This is a genomic window from Vibrio sp. YT-15 (genome assembly GCF_033337445.1).
GTDB classification, from domain to species: domain Bacteria; phylum Pseudomonadota; class Gammaproteobacteria; order Enterobacterales; family Vibrionaceae; genus Vibrio; species Vibrio alginolyticus.
On record NZ_JAWOQR010000006.1, the window covers coordinates 337,455 to 355,876 of the forward strand.

13 protein-coding genes and 1 pseudogene are annotated in these 18,422 nt (G+C 36.0%); 4 read left to right on the forward strand and 10 right to left on the reverse strand.

The window, feature by feature from the left end:
- Positions 1-191: 191 nt before the first annotated feature.
- Positions 192-833: pseudogene (locus R7D93_RS14520) on the forward strand (IS5/IS1182 family transposase); the annotation flags it as partial.
- A gap of 1,363 nt (positions 834-2,196) precedes the next feature.
- Here the strand turns inward: R7D93_RS14520 and R7D93_RS14525 are convergent.
- The 6 genes from R7D93_RS14525 to wecA form a co-directional block, all read right to left on the reverse strand.
- Complete coding sequence (locus R7D93_RS14525) at positions 2,197-3,225, reverse strand: glycosyltransferase family 4 protein (protein ID WP_213868565.1); 1,029 nt, start codon at positions 3,223-3,225, stop codon at positions 2,197-2,199.
- Positions 3,222-3,635 (reverse strand): serine O-acetyltransferase, encoded by a 414-nt coding sequence (locus R7D93_RS14530; RefSeq protein WP_213868566.1) that lies wholly within the window; start codon positions 3,633-3,635, stop codon positions 3,222-3,224. The genes R7D93_RS14525 and R7D93_RS14530 overlap by 4 nt, the downstream gene beginning before the upstream one ends.
- Positions 3,625-4,374 (reverse strand): hypothetical protein, encoded by a 750-nt coding sequence (locus R7D93_RS14535; RefSeq protein WP_225496725.1) that lies wholly within the window; start codon positions 4,372-4,374, stop codon positions 3,625-3,627. Before R7D93_RS14535 ends, R7D93_RS14530 begins: the two co-directional genes overlap by 11 nt.
- A gap of 435 nt (positions 4,375-4,809) precedes the next feature.
- Positions 4,810-6,069, reverse strand: coding sequence for a UDP-N-acetyl-D-mannosamine dehydrogenase (gene wecC / locus R7D93_RS14540; RefSeq protein WP_213868570.1), 1,260 nt, complete (start codon positions 6,067-6,069; stop codon positions 4,810-4,812).
- Between the two features lie 35 nt (positions 6,070-6,104).
- Positions 6,105-7,232: a non-hydrolyzing UDP-N-acetylglucosamine 2-epimerase gene (wecB, locus tag R7D93_RS14545; RefSeq protein WP_213868572.1), complete on the reverse strand. Its 1,128-nt coding sequence runs from the start codon at positions 7,230-7,232 to the stop codon at positions 6,105-6,107.
- Positions 7,233-7,600: 368 nt separating this feature from the next.
- Positions 7,601-8,680, reverse strand: a complete 1,080-nt coding sequence (gene wecA, locus R7D93_RS14550) for a UDP-N-acetylglucosamine--undecaprenyl-phosphate N-acetylglucosaminephosphotransferase (protein WP_213908344.1) — start codon at positions 8,678-8,680, stop codon at positions 7,601-7,603.
- Positions 8,681-9,826: 1,146 nt separating this feature from the next.
- Here wecA and R7D93_RS14555 point away from each other — a divergent pair.
- The 3 genes from R7D93_RS14555 (at position 9,827) to R7D93_RS14565 (ending at position 13,202) form a co-directional block, all read left to right on the forward strand.
- Positions 9,827-11,143 carry an MBL fold metallo-hydrolase gene (locus R7D93_RS14555; protein WP_225496723.1) on the forward strand — a complete coding sequence of 439 codons (1,317 nt, stop codon included), beginning with the start codon at positions 9,827-9,829 and terminating at the stop codon, positions 11,141-11,143.
- Between the two features lie 239 nt (positions 11,144-11,382).
- Positions 11,383-12,390 carry a sugar transferase gene (locus R7D93_RS14560; protein WP_017820724.1) on the forward strand — a complete coding sequence of 336 codons (1,008 nt, stop codon included), beginning with the start codon at positions 11,383-11,385 and terminating at the stop codon, positions 12,388-12,390.
- A gap of 2 nt (positions 12,391-12,392) precedes the next feature.
- Positions 12,393-13,202 (forward strand): glycosyltransferase, encoded by an 810-nt coding sequence (locus R7D93_RS14565; protein ID WP_053306826.1) that lies wholly within the window; start codon positions 12,393-12,395, stop codon positions 13,200-13,202.
- A gap of 60 nt (positions 13,203-13,262) precedes the next feature.
- Here the strand turns inward: R7D93_RS14565 and R7D93_RS14570 are convergent, their stop codons facing one another.
- The 4 genes from R7D93_RS14570 to R7D93_RS14585 form a co-directional block, all read right to left on the reverse strand.
- Positions 13,263-14,003, reverse strand: coding sequence for a hypothetical protein (locus tag R7D93_RS14570; RefSeq protein WP_155484585.1), 741 nt, complete (start codon positions 14,001-14,003; stop codon positions 13,263-13,265).
- Between the two features lie 577 nt (positions 14,004-14,580).
- Complete coding sequence (locus R7D93_RS14575) at positions 14,581-15,468, reverse strand: glycosyltransferase family A protein (RefSeq protein ID WP_213868582.1); 888 nt, start codon at positions 15,466-15,468, stop codon at positions 14,581-14,583.
- Positions 15,469-16,209: 741 nt separating this feature from the next.
- Positions 16,210-16,851 carry a haloacid dehalogenase-like hydrolase gene (locus tag R7D93_RS14580; RefSeq protein WP_213868584.1) on the reverse strand — a complete coding sequence of 214 codons (642 nt, stop codon included), beginning with the start codon at positions 16,849-16,851 and terminating at the stop codon, positions 16,210-16,212.
- Positions 16,851-18,242 carry a lipopolysaccharide biosynthesis protein gene (locus R7D93_RS14585; RefSeq protein WP_225496721.1) on the reverse strand — a complete coding sequence of 464 codons (1,392 nt, stop codon included), beginning with the start codon at positions 18,240-18,242 and terminating at the stop codon, positions 16,851-16,853. The genes R7D93_RS14580 and R7D93_RS14585 overlap by 1 nt, the downstream gene beginning before the upstream one ends.
- Positions 18,243-18,422 lie beyond the last annotated feature (180 nt).

Here is an 18,422-nt window from a genome sequence, read left to right on the forward strand (position 1 = left end):
AACTGTTCATCGACTGAACCTTAATAATAAGCCCCGTATAAATCTCACCTAAAATGAACGGAAACTTTTGAACAACCAGTAAATAAAGGTTCGTCAGAACCTTCAAGAGATACTCAGAATTCATCGTACACATCATTCTTTTATGCTTAATACTTGCTTTTAAAGTCGTTTCACTACTCTGCATGTTTAAGCACATCTGTATCAGCCTAAGATCTAAGCCAGATGATGCTTCGTTTAACACAAAAACTAAGGGTGCAATACAGCGTCTAGCTTTAGGTGCTACAAGCCTCTAAATTTTTATGACGAAGGTGAAGGGAAAATCAAAAAACACTGTATGACGGTAAACGCAGAGCCTAGAAAAACTGCATATCTCTAGTAGATACAATCACTCACAAAAAGTCGCAGCAGACTCTAGTTTATCTACTGTCACCGACGCTGAAGCTCTAACGAACTAAATCAAGCAGTCACGTAGAAGAATCCTAGAGATATCTGTCGATGGCTATTCGCTCCTGACACAAGGGGTTGTCACTATGCAATGCGAATTAAATGAGCTGTTCCACTTAACCCTCTAGAGAAGGGGCAGCTTTTTGGAAAAATGTTCAACCTCGGGATTTAGCGGTATATTGCCAAAAACTCTGCGCTTCTAATAAAAAGCGTTATAACTATCACATTCAATCTCAGAAACAGCAATGTATCGAGTAAAGCCGTTACGAGGTTGGATATTAAGCCTAAGAAATTACAATGCTCAAGTTAGTGAAACTTACCCCATGATAGAAGCATTGAACCGGCTTACAGGGGTAGGTATGCCCGAAACTCAATGTCTTGTTGAATAATCACTCAATTATGTTAATCTTCGTTTTTACCGTAATTACACAAAAAAGCCAATTCGATAGCTAAATTTTGACGCTTATGGCCTCTTCCTAATTCGACTCAACTTCTACTAGTGTAAGATATAGTTGGAAATTACCGTATAATTAACAAAGTCGCCGAATAAATATCAGAATTCTCTGTAAATCATTTAATACTGAGCTCCATTTTTGCGAAGTTTAAGATCATGTAACTTTTAACTATCTGATTCAAGCAAAGCAATATATACAACAGGGTCGCTGCCTTCCACGGTTGCAATTCAAGCATCCCATAAACCAAGATGAACAATAAAAACACGACAATACATAACAAACAAAACACACCATTAGAAAAAGTAATTTTTTCTACTTTATTTCTAACCATCAAAATATTTGATGCTGGTAATGATACTTGAGAAAATACCACAAAAAGTATAACAAACAGGCTTGTCAACGAAAAATAAACATCAAGTTTAAACAATATACTATATATTGATAGAGAAATAACAAATACAAGTATAGATAGGCTTAGAACTATATTGTTAATTTTTGTAAAGTTACAATAGTTTCTATACAAATCTTGAGTGGCTGAGAAAATCGCGATATAAAAAAGAGAGACGTTTCTAGTTACAAATGTCACTAAAGATGACATTTGTTGTATTAAGCTTATATTAAGAACTATATCTTTGCTAATAAAATGATTTATATAGCTAGGAATAAGAAAACCAATGCCACTAGAAATAAAGTTTGATAAGCTAGAGTGTGCAATATATTTGAGGCTATTTTCTTTATTTAATTCTTCAAAGAAGAATGAAAGTTTTATATTACGTGAAATTAGAATTATTGTAACAAACGCATAAGAAAATGATAGCACTTCAAATAAGTCATCAGAGGTAGTAACGTTGTAAAAGCATAATGACAACAGGAATATTCCACATATGAACAATTCATAAATAACTATAGTTAAATAACGTTGTTTTCCTAAAAAAAAATGACGTAAAACCATATAAAATGAATAAGAGCATGAGTAAGCGACTAAGCTTTTAAAGTAATATACATATTGGTACTGCCAAAGAAAGTATATTGCCAAAGCCGCCATTAATGAGGTTATAGAAACAAAAACTAGTGATGTAAATAGATAGTTTTTACTATTATCTTTCGATGTGTATACCAAACAGTGAGATGCAACTCCCATGGATGATAAAAGTGAAACTGCGAGAACGACATTATAATCATTAACAAAGCTTGATACACTATCTCCTATAATAATTTTAGAAGAAATAAAGAGAACTAAAATTCGAAAGATTACAGGTATAGCACTCGAAATGGCGAGATAAATTTTATTTAGCATTTAGTATAAATAATCTATAAATTTTTTAACTACGATATCTGACGAATATACTTTACGAACTTTCTCAATAGCTCCTTTTGATAACTTGTTGTATAAAATATTATCGTTAACTAAACATTGGCAGCTTCGGCCAACTTCTTTGGCTATATCAATGTCTTCTTTGCCATTAATATCTACAATTAATCCAACATCGTCTGTGATAACATCTATAAGTGACTTATAATTTAAACCAACACAGGGCAGTCCATAACTCATGGCTTCTATGTACCCCATACCAAAAGAGTCTCCTCGAGAAGGAAGTAAAAAAACATCATGATTTTCTAGTAAGGTTATTTTATCACTCTCATTTGCCCAACCATAGAACACAACTCGATCTTCAAGTTTGTGTTTCTTAACCAGTCCTATTAGGCGCTCTTTATCTTGTCCTTCGCCAGCGATAGTTAGCTTACACGAATTAAAAAGCAGTGACATAATAGCAATATCCGCGCCTTTTTCTTTCTCAAGTCGAGAAAGAAAAAGAAGCCTCTCACCTTCACTTTTTGCTCTAGGGACTGCCGCTACATCGAGATCAACTGAATTTGGTAATATCGTAATTTTATTGTGATAACAACTCAGTTGCTCTACCCACCAAGGTGTCAGTACAACTAGTTGATCAATCGACTTACACATGATTTTAAAAAAACAACGATAATATCGCGAATCCAAATTATCTGTCAAAGAGGGACCATGTATATGCAATAAAACCTTTGCACCTTTACACTTTGCTATTAATGCTATGATAAACTTTCTGAATATAGAAATTTTTCCCCCAGCATTTAAATAAACGACATCATTGTGATTAGTAAGAAATGCACTTTTCATAGAAAATAAAATTAATTTTATTTTTTCAAATCTATTATTTGTATCAATATGAGTTGAAATTACTTTATGTTCTATTTTCTTATTTTTTAGGGAAGCGACTAAAGTACTTACTGTTTTTGCTATTCCACCAGTTATACTTTCTGGATTTGTTGAGTAAATATATATCATTTTTTTATTTCTCTAGCAGGGACACCGACAACTGTTATGTTACTTGGTACCGATTTAGTTACAACTGCATTTGCTCCAATAACCGCTCCATCTCCAATCTTAACGTCACCTATAATAACGGCTCCCGCCCCAATATAAACATTATCAGAAATTTCTGGTAACCGTTTACATCCAAACCTCCCTCCAATTGTACAATTTTGTGCGATGGTTACATTGTTTCCAATAACAACATTAGGGTGAATTACTATACCAATTCCGTTATAACCAAAAACTACATCTTTTCCTATTTTAGTTCTCGGATCAATAGAACAACCGAATATAAGCCTTATCGATATTCTAATCAATTCACCTAAAAAAAATAATCTTGACGAATAGAAAAAGCGCCCCAAAGACAAAAACTTATTGACCATAACCATACCTGTAATTCTTAAAGAACATCGCCATCATGAAAGGTAAATAGACTGCTGAAAAAACCACATGTCCAGCAAGAATAGACAAAAAGCAAAGTAGTATACAAAATGACAAGCCAATATCCTGATTATAGGAAATCTTGTATATTGCATAGAAATAGAGATAATACATAATCAATCCAATAGGAAATCCAAATAATAAAATCGTATCAACCAAATCTAATTCGGACATATATGTACCTACACTATATGAACCCACCAATAAATAATACCAATAGATTTCACTTGAAAAATACACATCTAGTATAGATTCTAACTTGTGATTCCTACCAGATAGTAAGGCGAATACCCAACTTTCTAAACCTGTGCCTACCATTTTTGATTCAAAATAACTAAGGGTGGACTGATAAGCCAATAAAATTTGGTCAAAATTCAAGTAAGATAAATATGATATAAAAATGAGCAAGAGAGTTATAACTACAACTCTTATCAATAAATTATTCAAGCCGAAGAAAACGACAAACAAAGAATATACACTGATAATTAAAGCCGCTTTGGTTCCAATAAGTGCACATGCAAGGAAAGCTACAGAAAGCTTAAATAAGTTTGTAGCATTTATATTCTTACTAAATTGTAAAGCATACCAAGTAGATGATATTAGTAACAAAGGAGCTGTTTCATTCGCTGCTGGAATAACTCCTTTATAACCAAATCTACCAGTATCACCATAAGTACTCATAACGGACACCTCAAAGATAGCCGCTATTAATATTGAACATAAATATAACAATAAAGTCATATCGCAGACTTTAACGTAACTAGAAGTATTATAATTTACTAAGTTTTTACTTACATTATACCAAAAATATAATGAAATGAACTTAATAACAAAATTCAGGTTATTTAATAACTCCCAATAATGAGAATTATATATATAAACCAATAATTGCAGTGAGATTAAAATTAATAACAATGGTATATCACGTAGTACTCTTTTGTGATCAGTTGTTAAAACGTACAAAGCAATGACAATCAAGAGAATTAGGAATCTAGCAATAGCTGAGAAATTAACCCCTGTAGTTATTGTCACTAGATCAGTTAAAAATATACTTGGCACTAGAAAAACCAGTACCAAATAGAAAAAACCAATAGACTCCCTCAATTCAAAAACACCTTACCAAATTCCCTTAGTATCAATAACAAAAGCATCATTCAACTTAATTTTCTTAAATTGATGATGATCCACTAGCATCACATGAATATCAGTCTTACTTAATGATTCATCAATAGTTACTAAGCGCATATTTTCTTCATTTAATGTTTTAATATTGGGTTCAATAGCCAATACTTCAGACGAATGCTGAATCGCAATAGCTCTCGCAATGGATAGTGCTGGGCTTTCACGTAAATCATCGATATCAGGCTTAAACGCTAATCCATAACATGCGATGGTCACATCTTTCGCTGTTTTATTTGGATTTGCTTGTAAGAAATCAGCAATCGCAATTTTAACTTTTTCAATGACCCAATCAGGCTTGTAATCATTTACCTTACGAGCAGTGTGAATAATTTGAGCTTGCTTTGGTGTCTTCGATACAATGAACCATGGGTCCACAGCTATACAGTGACCACCAACACCAGGACCTGGTTGTAAAATATTCACACGGGGGTGGCGATTTGCCAAAGCGATTAACTCCCAAACATCAATATCTAATTCATCACAGATAATAGAAAGCTCGTTAGCAAAAGCGATTTGAACATCACGAGAGCTGTTTTCCGTTAACTTAGCCATTTCTGCAGTTCTTGCGTTAGTAGTTACGCATTCCCCCATGACGAAAGTTTTATACAACTCTACAGAACGCTCTGAACAACGCTTTGTCATCCCACCAATGACACGATCATTTTGAACCAATTCAGTAACGACTTTGCCAGGTAACACTCGCTCTGGGCAGTGAGCAACGTTAACGTCGGCTATTTCACCTACTTGCTGTGGAAATGACAAGTCATTACGATATTCAGCTAACCATTCTGCCAGTTGCTCAGTTGCTCCCACAGGTGAAGTTGACTCTAGAATAACTAAGTCGCCTTTTTTTAACACGGGTGCAATGGCTTTAGCCGCGCTATGGATATAGCTTAAATCCGGCTCAGGAATATCACCTTCGTTACATGGTTTAAATGGTGTAGGTACAGCAATTAAAAAAGCATCTGCAGACTTCGGTTCAGTGGTCGCTTCAAGATAACCCTGTTGTACTGCCGCGCTAACCAACATGTCTAAATCAGGCTCAACAATATGTATTTCACCTCTATTAATGGTATCCACCGCATGCTGATTTACATCAACACCTATCACTTTTTTCTTACGGGAAGCAAACATGGCTGCAGTTGGCAAACCAATATAACCAAGACCGATCACTGAAATCGTTTCAAAAGACATAATATGAACCTTAAAAATTTATTTGGTATTAAAACTTACTGCGCTATTAACGCGTCTAAAATTCGTTGGCATGCTTTACCATCACCATAAGGGTTATGAGCAAAACTCATCTCTTTGTACGCTTCTTCGTCATTTAATAGTGAATCGAGACTGGCCGTAATTTTTTCTACGTCAGTACCAACTAATTTCACTGTACCGGCAGCAACAGCTTCAGGACGTTCTGTTGTATCACGCATAACTAGTACTGGTTTACCAAGAGATGGCGCTTCTTCTTGAATGCCACCAGAGTCAGTTAGGATGATATGGGAACGACTCATTAAGTAGATAAATGGTAGGTATTGTTGCGGTTCAATTAACAACACATTTTCAACATCTCCTAAAATTCGGTTAACTGGTTCGCGAACATTAGGGTTCAAGTGCATTGGATAAAGAATTTGTACATTTGGGTGTTGTCTCGCCGTTTGAGCTAATGCCTCGCAAATACGTTCAAAGCCGCCACCAAAACTTTCTCTTCGATGCCCCGTAACCAATATCAATTCTTTGTTGTCATCTAAGAATGGAAATTGTGCCGCTAATGTTGCACTCAAATCGCTGTCAGATTCGATTTTGTCTTTAACCATTAGCAGCGCATCAATAACCGTATTACCCGTAACAAAAATGTCTTCTGGTGTGAAGTTCTCACGTAGAAGGTTCTCTTTTGACGTTTCCGTTGGGGCAAAGTGATACTTGGTAAGTACACCAGTCAAACGACGATTGGCTTCTTCCGGCCATGGCGAGTATATGTTACCCGTGCGAAGGCCAGCTTCCACATGACCAACTTCAATTTGTTCATAATATGCGGCTAAGCTAGCAGCAAAAGTCGTCGCTGTGTCTCCATGAACCAAAACGACATCTGGCTGAAACTCTTGAAGGACGGGTTTTAACTCTTGTACTATTCGGGCTGTCACATCATTAAGCGTTTGACCCGCTTTCATCAAATTCAGATCGTAGTCTGGTGTGATCTCGAATAGCTCGAGTACTTGGTCTAGCATTTCCCTGTGCTGAGCGGTTACGCAGCATTTTGCTTCAAAGCGATCATCTGCTGCCAATGCATGCACAAGGGGTGCCATTTTAATAGCTTCAGGACGAGTGCCAAAGACCGTAAGGATTTTCTTTTTAGTCATTAATATTTTCCTAGACAACTTAATGGCCCTAGACGTAAGGGACATATAATGGTTTATATTGTTCAACACGAGACACGTATAGAAAACGCATCAGTTTTGACAAAACTAAACTAGTGTTTATAAACCAGCATTTTTCTTATTTAATTTTTATTTGGTCTGCGCTACATCACATCACCGCTTGTGCTATTGAAGCGGCTTTTTCAGCGGTATCTGTAGAATTCTTAAACTAAAATCGCGAAGTTTTCCTATATTCATTCCATATCAGACTTCGGTTACGCATGAGACGGTTTTTATTCATTTCGAGACAGCCAGCTTTCAGTAACCGACTGTAATTGCTCGACTTATACTATTTCCCCTCTCTTTAACTTCTACTTAGACGTAAACTGCAGTCCTAAAGTATGAAATAGCTTATTGAACCAAGACGAAATACGCCAAATATGGCTAATTACCGAAAAATAGCATGCAAACAAAATCAAGAAAGCAACAAACATTATTGATTCACTAATATCAGTAAAATCAGCCCACAAACCGATAGCGGCACAAATTGATGCCATCGAACAGATGAAAATTAACGTTGCACCTGGAGAAAGCCCAATACGCTGACAAATATGGTGTAGATGTTCTCTGTCTGGTTGGAATGGTGACTGACCTTTACGAACGCGACGAATCATAATGGTTGCCATGTCCATCAATGGTAAGGCAATTAACCACAGCGCTGTGACTGGCTTGAAGGCTACCGCTCCTGGTTCTTGCGTGCCGCGAATCAGCATCCAGACCACGGTAAAGCCGATAAACATACTGCCTGCATCGCCCATGAAGATCTTAAAGCGACGACCAAGTGGGAAACCTAAGTTCAGGAAGATGTAAGGAAGCATCGCAGTCACGATCAATAAACAGATCGTGGCTAAGTATTCGTTTCCGTTGTAGGCAAACACAATACCTAATGCTGTAAAGGTGACCGAGGCTAACCCGCCCAGCAAGCCGTCTATACCATCAACCATATTAAATGCGTTAATGGCGCCTATTACTGCAATAACGGTGATCACTGCGCCAGTGACTTCATTAAGGGCAATGGTTTCACTCCCCATTAAGTAGCCTAAATCGTGTAAGCTGTGGCCTCCGATGTAAATCATCGCAAGGGATATTCCTGCTTGGATTATAAGGCGAATTTTGAAACTTACATCGTAATAGTCATCTAATGCGCCGAGCACGATGAGTACAGCCGAACAAGATAAGTAGAGTGATAGGTTGTCATTCATTGGTAAGAACAGAAGGAACCCCACCAGTATAGTAGAGAAAATGGAGATCCCTCCTACAAGTGGCACCACACCTTGGTGAAGCTTTCTTGCATTGGGTTTATCTACTAGACCTACGCGCTTAGCAACTTTGCGCATAACAAAAAGTAGAACGAACGACAAAATAAATACAAATAAATATGCATTATTCATGATAGCCAACTGTGTTATTAAATAAGTTTGAGGTAAATCTATAACGCATCCGACTGATTCCCTTTACGGATTCCATTGCATCACAGGTCCGATACTGCTGATTCTTTTTCGCTCATATCTGAATAAGCCGAACCTAAGAACAAGCAGGTGATTTTTGGGCGTGACAAAACCACATTAGCCAACGTGGGTTGTAACGCATTGCAAACGCTAATTTCTAATATTGAATATGTAAGTAACTGAATCACCCCGATACTCGCTCATGACGGTCACGGGTTCACAGCTTTTTATAGGCAGGCCAAATACAAAGCTTGTATATGCTAACTGACGGTTTGAGTCGATAGTTAACTACTTCTACACGCTTAGTGCTTGGTTTTGATAGGTATGAGAAATGGAGATTTAAATTGTAACCTATGCCTAACCAACATTTGCTCGCCACTTTGTTAGCTTTGAGCGTCCCTCTGACAAAAGGGAATTACATAAATTTGTAATAGTTCTCGTTTTTTATAAATCAATCTTGCCAGAAATGCACTTAGGTGCTTATTATTATTAAAAATTATCTTGCTTGGTCTCTCTTCTGTTAGGAAAGAGACTAACAGATGATTTGGGCACGCTACCGCCCCTAGGTCTGGCTCCTAGAAGCAAGTTTTATACGTAGTGTTTAATGGTTGCGTTTCCAAACAGGAGACGAATTGTATAGTAAACACGTTGCAACTAAAAGTAGAACGTGTAAAAAGCTTGCAAAAAAATGTCTTTTTTCTGACACTTAACTCGCCATAAACGTGACGCTTTTTTTGTTGGCTTACTAATTATTAAACTCCTTCCGGCATAGCTGATGTTTGTATAGCTAGCGCGTTAATCTCAGAAGTCTAAGTGAAAATGGTTGCAATAATATGAATTGCATCACAACAGGTTGCAATGCTACGCAGTCAAATTTATGACGAATATCTAAGTCTCTCTAAACTTTCGGTTTTGCTGTTTTCTTACTCTCATTATCCTTGCCTACAATACGCTCACTTATTCACCACTTTCTGCTTACCTTGTTCATTGCGCGATTGACTGAGCCGTCTTTACGTCGCGAGGTGTCGCTATATATGAAAGCAAATACTCGTAAGCGTGGGTTAACAAAGGAAAAGACGTCGTTTCGTTATGAAAGTACTGCACCACGGTGGGAAAAATACGGTTACTGGCTCTTGTCACGAGCTCGTATTACAAAATGGAAGTGTGCTGATCGACTGTGGTTTGCTACAAGGTCAAGATAATGCTCAGCAGGAGAGTTTGAATATCGACTGTTCTATCTCTGATCTCAAAGCGGTTGTTCTAACCCATTCTCATATCGATCATGTTGGTCGGCTACCTTGGCTATTGGCTGCAGGTTATAAGGGGCCTATCTACTGTACGGAAGCCACCGCTGAGCTCGTACCGCTTATGTTAGAAGATGGATTAAAGCTCCAGTTAGGCATGAGGCGCCATCAAAGGGACAGCTTGCTCGATTTTATTCGAACGCTTATTCGCCCTTGCTCTTACTCCCAATGGATAGAGATAGAAGAACATACCTATCTTCGCTTTCAACCAGCAGGACACATTTTAGGGTCTGCATATGTTGAGTTTCATTTATCAAACAATGAAGTTGTTGTGTTCTCAGGGGATTTGGGACCTCGTAACACGCCTCTCCTACCTGACCCGGTATCGCCTGAAAAAGCTGACTATTTGTTTATCGAGTCAACATACGGCAATAAAGTTCACGAAGATGTTGAGTCTCGCAGTAGGCGATTGCTTTCTATTATTGAGCATGCACTTCAGGATGGTGGCGTAATTGTTATACCTGCTTTTAGCGTCGGGAGAACTCAAGAGTTACTGTTTGATATAGAACAGCTTATTCATGAGCACGCCTTGCAAGATTCTCTGCCTATTATTCTCGATTCTCCTTTGGCTAAAAAGGTAACTACTACCTATCGGCAATTTAAAAAGCTTTGGGGAGCTGAAGCGAAAGAGCGGCTCGAGCATCACCGACACCCTCTTGCGTTTGATCAATGTATTACCATCGAAAGCCACACTGACCATTTAAAGCTCGTCAATCGACTCGCGAGCACGGCAGAAGCTGCTATCGTGGTTGCGGCCTCTGGTATGTGTGAAGGTGGACGTGTCGTCAATTATTTAGAAGCATTGCTGCCAGATAAAAGAAATGATGTGCTATTTGCAGGCTATCAAGCAGAAGGGACGTTAGGTCGGCGAATTCAGGATGGAGAAGAGAGCATCTTGATTGAAGGAAAGCGCGTTAGAGTGGAGGCTCAAGTACATACCATGTCAGGTTACTCTGCACATGCGGATAGGGACGATTTAATACAGTTTGTTTCTGGCATTCCAACTCCTCCGAAAGAAGTTCACCTTATTCATGGTGAACAAGAGTCGAAAAGATCGCTTTATCAACAACTGATAACCCTCGGATATAACTGCGTTATATAGTGAAATGAACAATCATTTAATTTCGAGGCAATATAATATATCGCAAACATAGTTTTTCGAGTTCATTGATATAATTACGTTAAGATTCAAAAACAAGTCATGAACAAGGACTCAGGTTCAAGAAAATTAACAAAGTTATGAGCATGTTCTGGATTCAGGGATATAATTTCTATACGAAATAAATTATAATCGCCGACTTGTAAGCAATTGGCTAGTCGATAACAACTTATTCCATTCCTATGACAGACAGTATGAGCGACACGCTTCAAGAACGAGAAGCTTCTGAATTAACTAAGCATAATTCTATCAGCATAACATCAGCATTGGACGAGTTATCCGCAAGTGAATCAAATGCTTGCCTTTATATCTACTGTCCAAAAGAAGACGAAGCAAAAATTGCTCAAGTACTTAAGAGGCATCCTGAGATTAACGCTCAGGTTAATAACTATTCTCTTAGAGACTTCAAGAGCAAAACGCTTTGCCACTTCAAAAGCTCGCATCTAGATCCTGAACAGCAAGCGTTTCTTGTCGCGGCGACAGAGCTAGGTGCTTGGGTTGAGCCATTAGTGAGCTATTTTGACCGTTCACTCGGATATACTGAAACTGAGCTTTTGCACAGCGGCTACTTCTTACACCAAAAAGCTTTTTCTATCCTTTCTAATCGTAAGAACAGCTGGCAAAAACGCTTCATCGATCTGTTGTTTGTTTTCATGCTGTCATGGGTTGCTATTCCAGTAGGGCTTATTACGGCACTACTCATTAAGCTTGAATCGCCAGGTCCGGTATTCTTTAAACAGCGTCGTACCGGCCAGTATAATGAAGAGTTTGAAGTGATTAAGTTTCGCTCGATGCGGAACGATGCAGAAAAGAACGGAGCCCAATGGGCAACAAAAAATGACGCGCGCGTAACGAAAGTCGGCTGTTTTATTCGTAAAACTCGCATTGATGAGCTCCCTCAGTTAATCAACGTACTAAAGGGAGAGATGTCGATGGTTGGCCCTCGCCCAGAACGTGAAGTGTTCATCTCTGAGTTGGAAAAAGCCATTCCTTACTATCGCTTTCGTCACGCCGTTAAACCTGGGGTCACTGGCCTAGCTCAAGTAAAATATCCTTACGGCGCATCGGTAGAAGACGCTATTTGGAAGCATAAATACGATGTCTACTATATCAAACACCAAAACTGGATGATGGAAGTGAAGATTCTTTTCCTTACAGTCAAAACAGTGTTATTTGGGATGGGGCGTTAACAATGACATCAAAATTTTCCGTTCTTTGCTCTTTGTACCACAAAGAGCAACCTAGTTATTTAGAACAATGCTTTGAGAGTCTAGAGTGGCAAACTTTGGAAGCTAACGAAATTGTTGTTGTTCACGACGGCCCCCTAACGCCAGCTTTGTATCAAGTATTAGAAAAGTGGGAGAAAAGACTTCCTCTAAAACAAGTAAAACTTGAGAAGAACGTTGGCCTAGGAGAAGCGCTAAACAAGGGGTTAGAAGCTTGTAGCTATGACCTTGTAGCACGTGTAGATACTGATGACATTAACCATATTGATCGCTTTGAAAAACAAGTTGCTTATATGGATTCCAATATCGATGTTTTTGCTGCAAGCTGTGACATTAACGAGTTTGAAACTGACCCTAATGAACCGAGCAGAGTAAAAAAAGTACCTCACTCAGATAGTGTTTTAGAGTACAGTCTCAAGAGAAATCCATTAAACCATATGTCTACTATCTTTCGTAAACAGGCAATCGTAGCAGTTGGTAATTACCAACACCATTTGTATATGGAAGATTACTATTTATGGTTGAGATTACAGGCAAATGGTTACAAAATCAGTAACATTTCGGAAGTACTCGTTAGTGCTCGCGTGGGAAATGGTATGCTCGAGCGACGTCGTGGTTGGTCCTATGCGTTGAGCGAACTAAGAATGATGCGAAAAATGTATAATTTAAAGCTCGCGAAGGGTCCCAAAACCGCCCTCTATTTTTCAGCGAGAGCTTTTTCTCGATTGATTCCTGCAACTATACTTTCAAAAACTTACGAAAGATTATTAAGATAGTAATCATCAACGAGCTTACAGGATGGGGCTACCCAAAGCACCATCCTGTTTATATAAATTCTAAAACGCCGAACGCTGATTAATACAAAGTAAATAACAAATAGCTCTAATTAATAATAGAAATACTGTAAAGTAAAGAATCGTACCTAAGAACAAGCCAGGCTTGAGCAACCAAGACAATGATTTCATCCAAAAAACTGTTACTAATGCTGAAGATATAATGTCTCCTCGCCCATAGACAGTCATCTTCCTAAGAAAGCAAAGCAATAATGCTAACAGAACTATAAAGATAGCCCCTCCTATAACACCAAAATATAAAAGTGCGAAGAAATCAAAGTGATCTGTAGGACCACCTGCAATAGTATTGCCTGAATAATGAGCTAATAGTAACTGCTTACCTATTTCAAATTGTCCTATATCATAACCTGCCAATTTTGACATAAAAGAATAAGACAAAATAGGAGCGAGCATTACTACTAGTATATTATTGACAGAAATTCCTTCATAGACATCATTAGGTAATCCCATATAATACATATCGCCATTTGACAAAATCCTGTCTGTCAACCTTCTAAAGAGCAATTCAAAAATCTCGCCATATTCCAAGTTCATATTTATAGAACTACTAAAATTATAAAATAGAACTACGAAAACAAAAGTAAGTGATAGAAAAATAATCATGACCATGTTCTTGATGGACACACTAAAGTTAGGGTTAAATATTTTCACACTCACAAGCGCAGCAAAAATATAGAATAGCAAGTCTGCTTTTGCACCACTAATAATCGCATTAAAGATCATGAACGTTATAAAAATAGCATATAAAAATACTTTCCTAAGTATATTCAATCTAAGACGATAAAGATAAATAGAAATTATACATATGATAGTAAATGTACACATTTCTAATATCCTAACTATCGGCCCTAGACCTCTGTTATCCTCAAATCTATTAGTTTCTGTAAAAAGAGAAAAACCCTTCGTTTTTATAGTAAAGGCAACAAGCAATAAATAGACAAAAATAATGGAGAACACAAATGCTTTTTTCTTGTCAAAACAAAATATCGAAAAAAACTTATAATCACTTGGAGCATAGCTTATTCTACTAAATATATTAATTGATATAAGAAATAGAATGCCGTAAAAGGAAAATATTGAGAACGTATGATCGGATATATGTCCAAATATATATAATAATATTATTACCGAATAGGAGGTGGAATAAGTAAAAGTATAAGTAAATGTAAATGGATCTAGTAAACCATTGATAGAAAGTCTATGAGAAAACAAGTAAAGGACTGCAAAAAGCAGTATAGACATATAAACAAAATAATCAAAATACTCATAAGAGACTTTGAAAAACGCTTCATAATTCATATTACTTTCTTCTCGACCTATTCTTAAGAAAATAAGGCAGATGGAACAGATATGACATTTTAAACCTTACAAGAAAGTAACTAAAGTCGCTTAACTTTAAATCCCTAACCACTCTTAAAAAGTAGACAAACCAAATTTGAGACACAGACTTGACGTATAGTTCTTTAGGACACATATTTTTATATACATCTAAGAACATGGTATACATTTTCTTATAGTCTTTATAGGTATTTTCCTCATGATGATTGTACTTACATATCACTATCTCAGGTTTGAATGAAAAACTAAATTCGGAGTTAAACAGTTTAATGAAAACTGGATAGTCGTCGAACTTTAACCCTAGATTAAATACATTCAAGCTTCTAAGTGCAGCAGACTTAAAAATTGTCGATTGAAGAAGTATTGGGCTTGGGTGGTTATAATATATTTCCAGGCTCCTTCTATCTTTTGGCAAACTAAAAAACGCCTCATGTTTAGCACCGTAAGCGTGTTTTTCATGCCCATTACCAAATACGTTCAACGCACCAAAAATAACAAAGTCTTTTTCTTGATTTTTAGATATATATTCTATTGCTTCAACAAACCCTTCAGGTATAACTAAATCATCTGATGATATTACATAAAAGTATTCTGTATTGATATCTATTAGGGCAGTATTGAGCGAATCAACCAAGCCTTTATTACTTTTTTTCAATACGGAACTTATATTACTAGTGTTATTTTCACTTACAAATTTAGTGATGATATCTTGAGAGTTGTCTTTTGACGCATCATCTATGATGTAAACTTTCACACCGATATCAATCAATTTATTAAGCCGAACAAACAGGCCGGGCAAATACTTACCATGATTAAATGAAGGGACAACAATTGTTATATTTTCGTACATTTTATTTCCCTACAATTTTTAATGAGAAGAATCGATAACATAAGTAATAGAGTGAAGTTATGAACAGAGGATCGGATAGCGGATAAACAAAAGCCAACAATAAAGTTAATATTGAATAATATATATATCTTCCGTTTGTTTTGTTGGACAAAATGAACCTCTGAAAAAAAACCAATTCAAACCGAGATTCAGAGCAACGCTCCAAAAGATTAATGAAAGGAAATAAAAAGACTACTAAAAAGGCATTACTTAACGGTAGAAATGGAACAACAACAGCTGTATACCTCAAATTCACCAAAAAAAAGTGTAGTAGTAAGTTAAATCTACTTCTTATTGAATTGTAAATAAAATACACTAATAAAATCAACAATAAAACGCAAAAAATATAAGTGCTATCAAAGTTTACCAATTCTAATAAATACAACAGCAATCCGACTACTGCGAACCTAAATGCCACTATCTTATATATATTCCGTTCACAATAATGAAGCTCTTTTTTTCCTAATCTTAATGTCGGCTCTTTTTCTTTTTTTATTGTATATACATCATTAAATATGTACCCTAACTCATAAACTGTATATATTAATGAGATGTTGATTATTGAAACTAACAAACCATAATAACCAGAATAACAGAAAGATAGAAATAGCAATGGTAATAAGTAAATAAACCCCCAAGAGGCCAATTTAATGCTACTTTTAAACCTTGTGCTGTAAGAATAAAAAAATGGTACATAAAACTTTATAAACATATGATTCTTCTTATGCCCTTATCTTTCCAAAATTCATAATTTTTCTTTCTACCAGAAGGAACAACCGCGATGAACTCGTCACATAGTTCAATGCAACTAGAGTCACTTTTATTATCAGTAACAAACACTAACTCATTTGATACAAGAGACAGTTCATACATTGTATCTTTTTTATTACCAAGAAGGTCTCTTCCTATCGTTCCATCACATATATTCTTACTGCTGAAGTTTAACTCAGAGGAATAGACCCTTTTTGCGCCAACACACTCTCCGATACTTTCAGCAACAGGGTCGACGGTTGCTGACAATAATACAACCTCAAAGCCACTTCTTTTAAATTTATTAAGCAATTCAAATATAGATTCATTTCTATCAATGTTACTTACAAACTCGTTTGCTTTATCCTTAAGCATCTTATCTTTATATCCTTTCAGGCGTTTAATATTATAATATCTAATAATATCAATTGAAAAGACAATATTAAACACCTTGTTGAAAAGCTTAAGTATCATGTAATCTTGAGGAAAAAAGCCACGCCTCTCTGTTATAAACTCTATATATTTATATGTTGTATTGCACTTATACAAGGTATCACATATATCAAATACGGCAATTTTTTTATACTTTTCCATTATTTAAAATTCCATAAATTCGCTCTATGAGACAAGAACAGGGTCGCAATATATACTAATCCACCTAATGCAATTTTTATAACTAATGACACATAGTAATTATCTACATAAACAAAAGTTAAGATAGGAACCATCACTATTGATGCAAACAAGAATGGAAATAAGCATTTCAATTGCTCGATGAATTTAACGGTCAAAACCTTAGATGAAAAATAAATTGTAATTATATATGAAATAAATGAAGTAATTAACAATGCCCAGCCCAAATAAATCAAATCATGATGAAGAACACCTAACATTATGCCAGATAAAACAAAGGGCACTTTTAACAAATCAGACTTAAAAAACAAGTCACTACGGCCTAGCGCGTTCATAGCATTTATGTTCACATTGCTTATAGAAGAAAATATTTTTGCTATTGCAAAAAGACTCAGCAATGGCACTATATCCACCCACTCTTCTCCAAGGAATATGTAAGTAAACTCCTTTGTTACAAGAGAGAACCCAATTAGGGTTGGTAATGTGATTAATGCATTAATACTAAGTATTGCAGTAAAACTCTCATTAAATTCATTTTTATTTAACTTAAATTTTGACAAAATAGGAAATGAGACAGCTTGTGTTATTGAAATAATCACACCAGAAAGCATTGTAGTTGTGTTATTAGCTTGCGAAAATACACCGACATTAAAAGAGTTAAAAAACTTACCGATCAATATAATATACGAGTTATTTACTATTGAAGATAACATCCCAGACAAACTCAAATATATACTATATTTAGCTAGGCTTTTTAAAACATCATATGAAAAATCCCAAGTAGGACGCCACTTAGATAACCCCCAACAAACTGCAGTATTAACTAAAGCTTTAGTTATATTAAAGTACACAAAAGCCCAATATGAATAACCAGAGTTTAATAAATATAACGCAATCAAAGAACTAGTAATAGTTGCAACACTATTAGCAATAGCAATTTTATTGTACCTTAGCTCTATCATTAATATAGCTTTAGGAACAACATTGATGGAGTTAAGAATTACGATTAACAGAAGTGAGCGAATTACATCGGTCAGTTCATCTTTATCATAAAACTCAGCTATAGATTCAGCAGAAAAGTACAATACTGTATATATAAATATGGCAAAAAATATTGAAGTCAAGAAAATCGTAGATTTATCAACTTTTGTAATATTATTTCGCTGAACAAGTGATTGTGTCAGACCATAATTAACTAAACTCTCAGAAAGTATGATAAAAACGGCTGCCATTCCAATCAAACCAAAATCAGAAGGACCAATTACTCTACCTATATACAATACAACAACAAAATAAAGAAATTGGTTGATCAGCTTATCAAAAACTGTCCATGCCAAGCCATTTTTTAACAATGAATTCACTTTATTACTATCTTACTAGGTTAATTATAAGTAAAGGAAATCTACCCTCTTTACTTATACTTAAAAACTACAAATTCTTCTTCTTCCACATTATTTCAGCGAAAGTAAAGTCCTCTGGCCAATCTATATCAATTGAGCTCTCTGCATCCTGTATGTACATCGAAGGCTTTA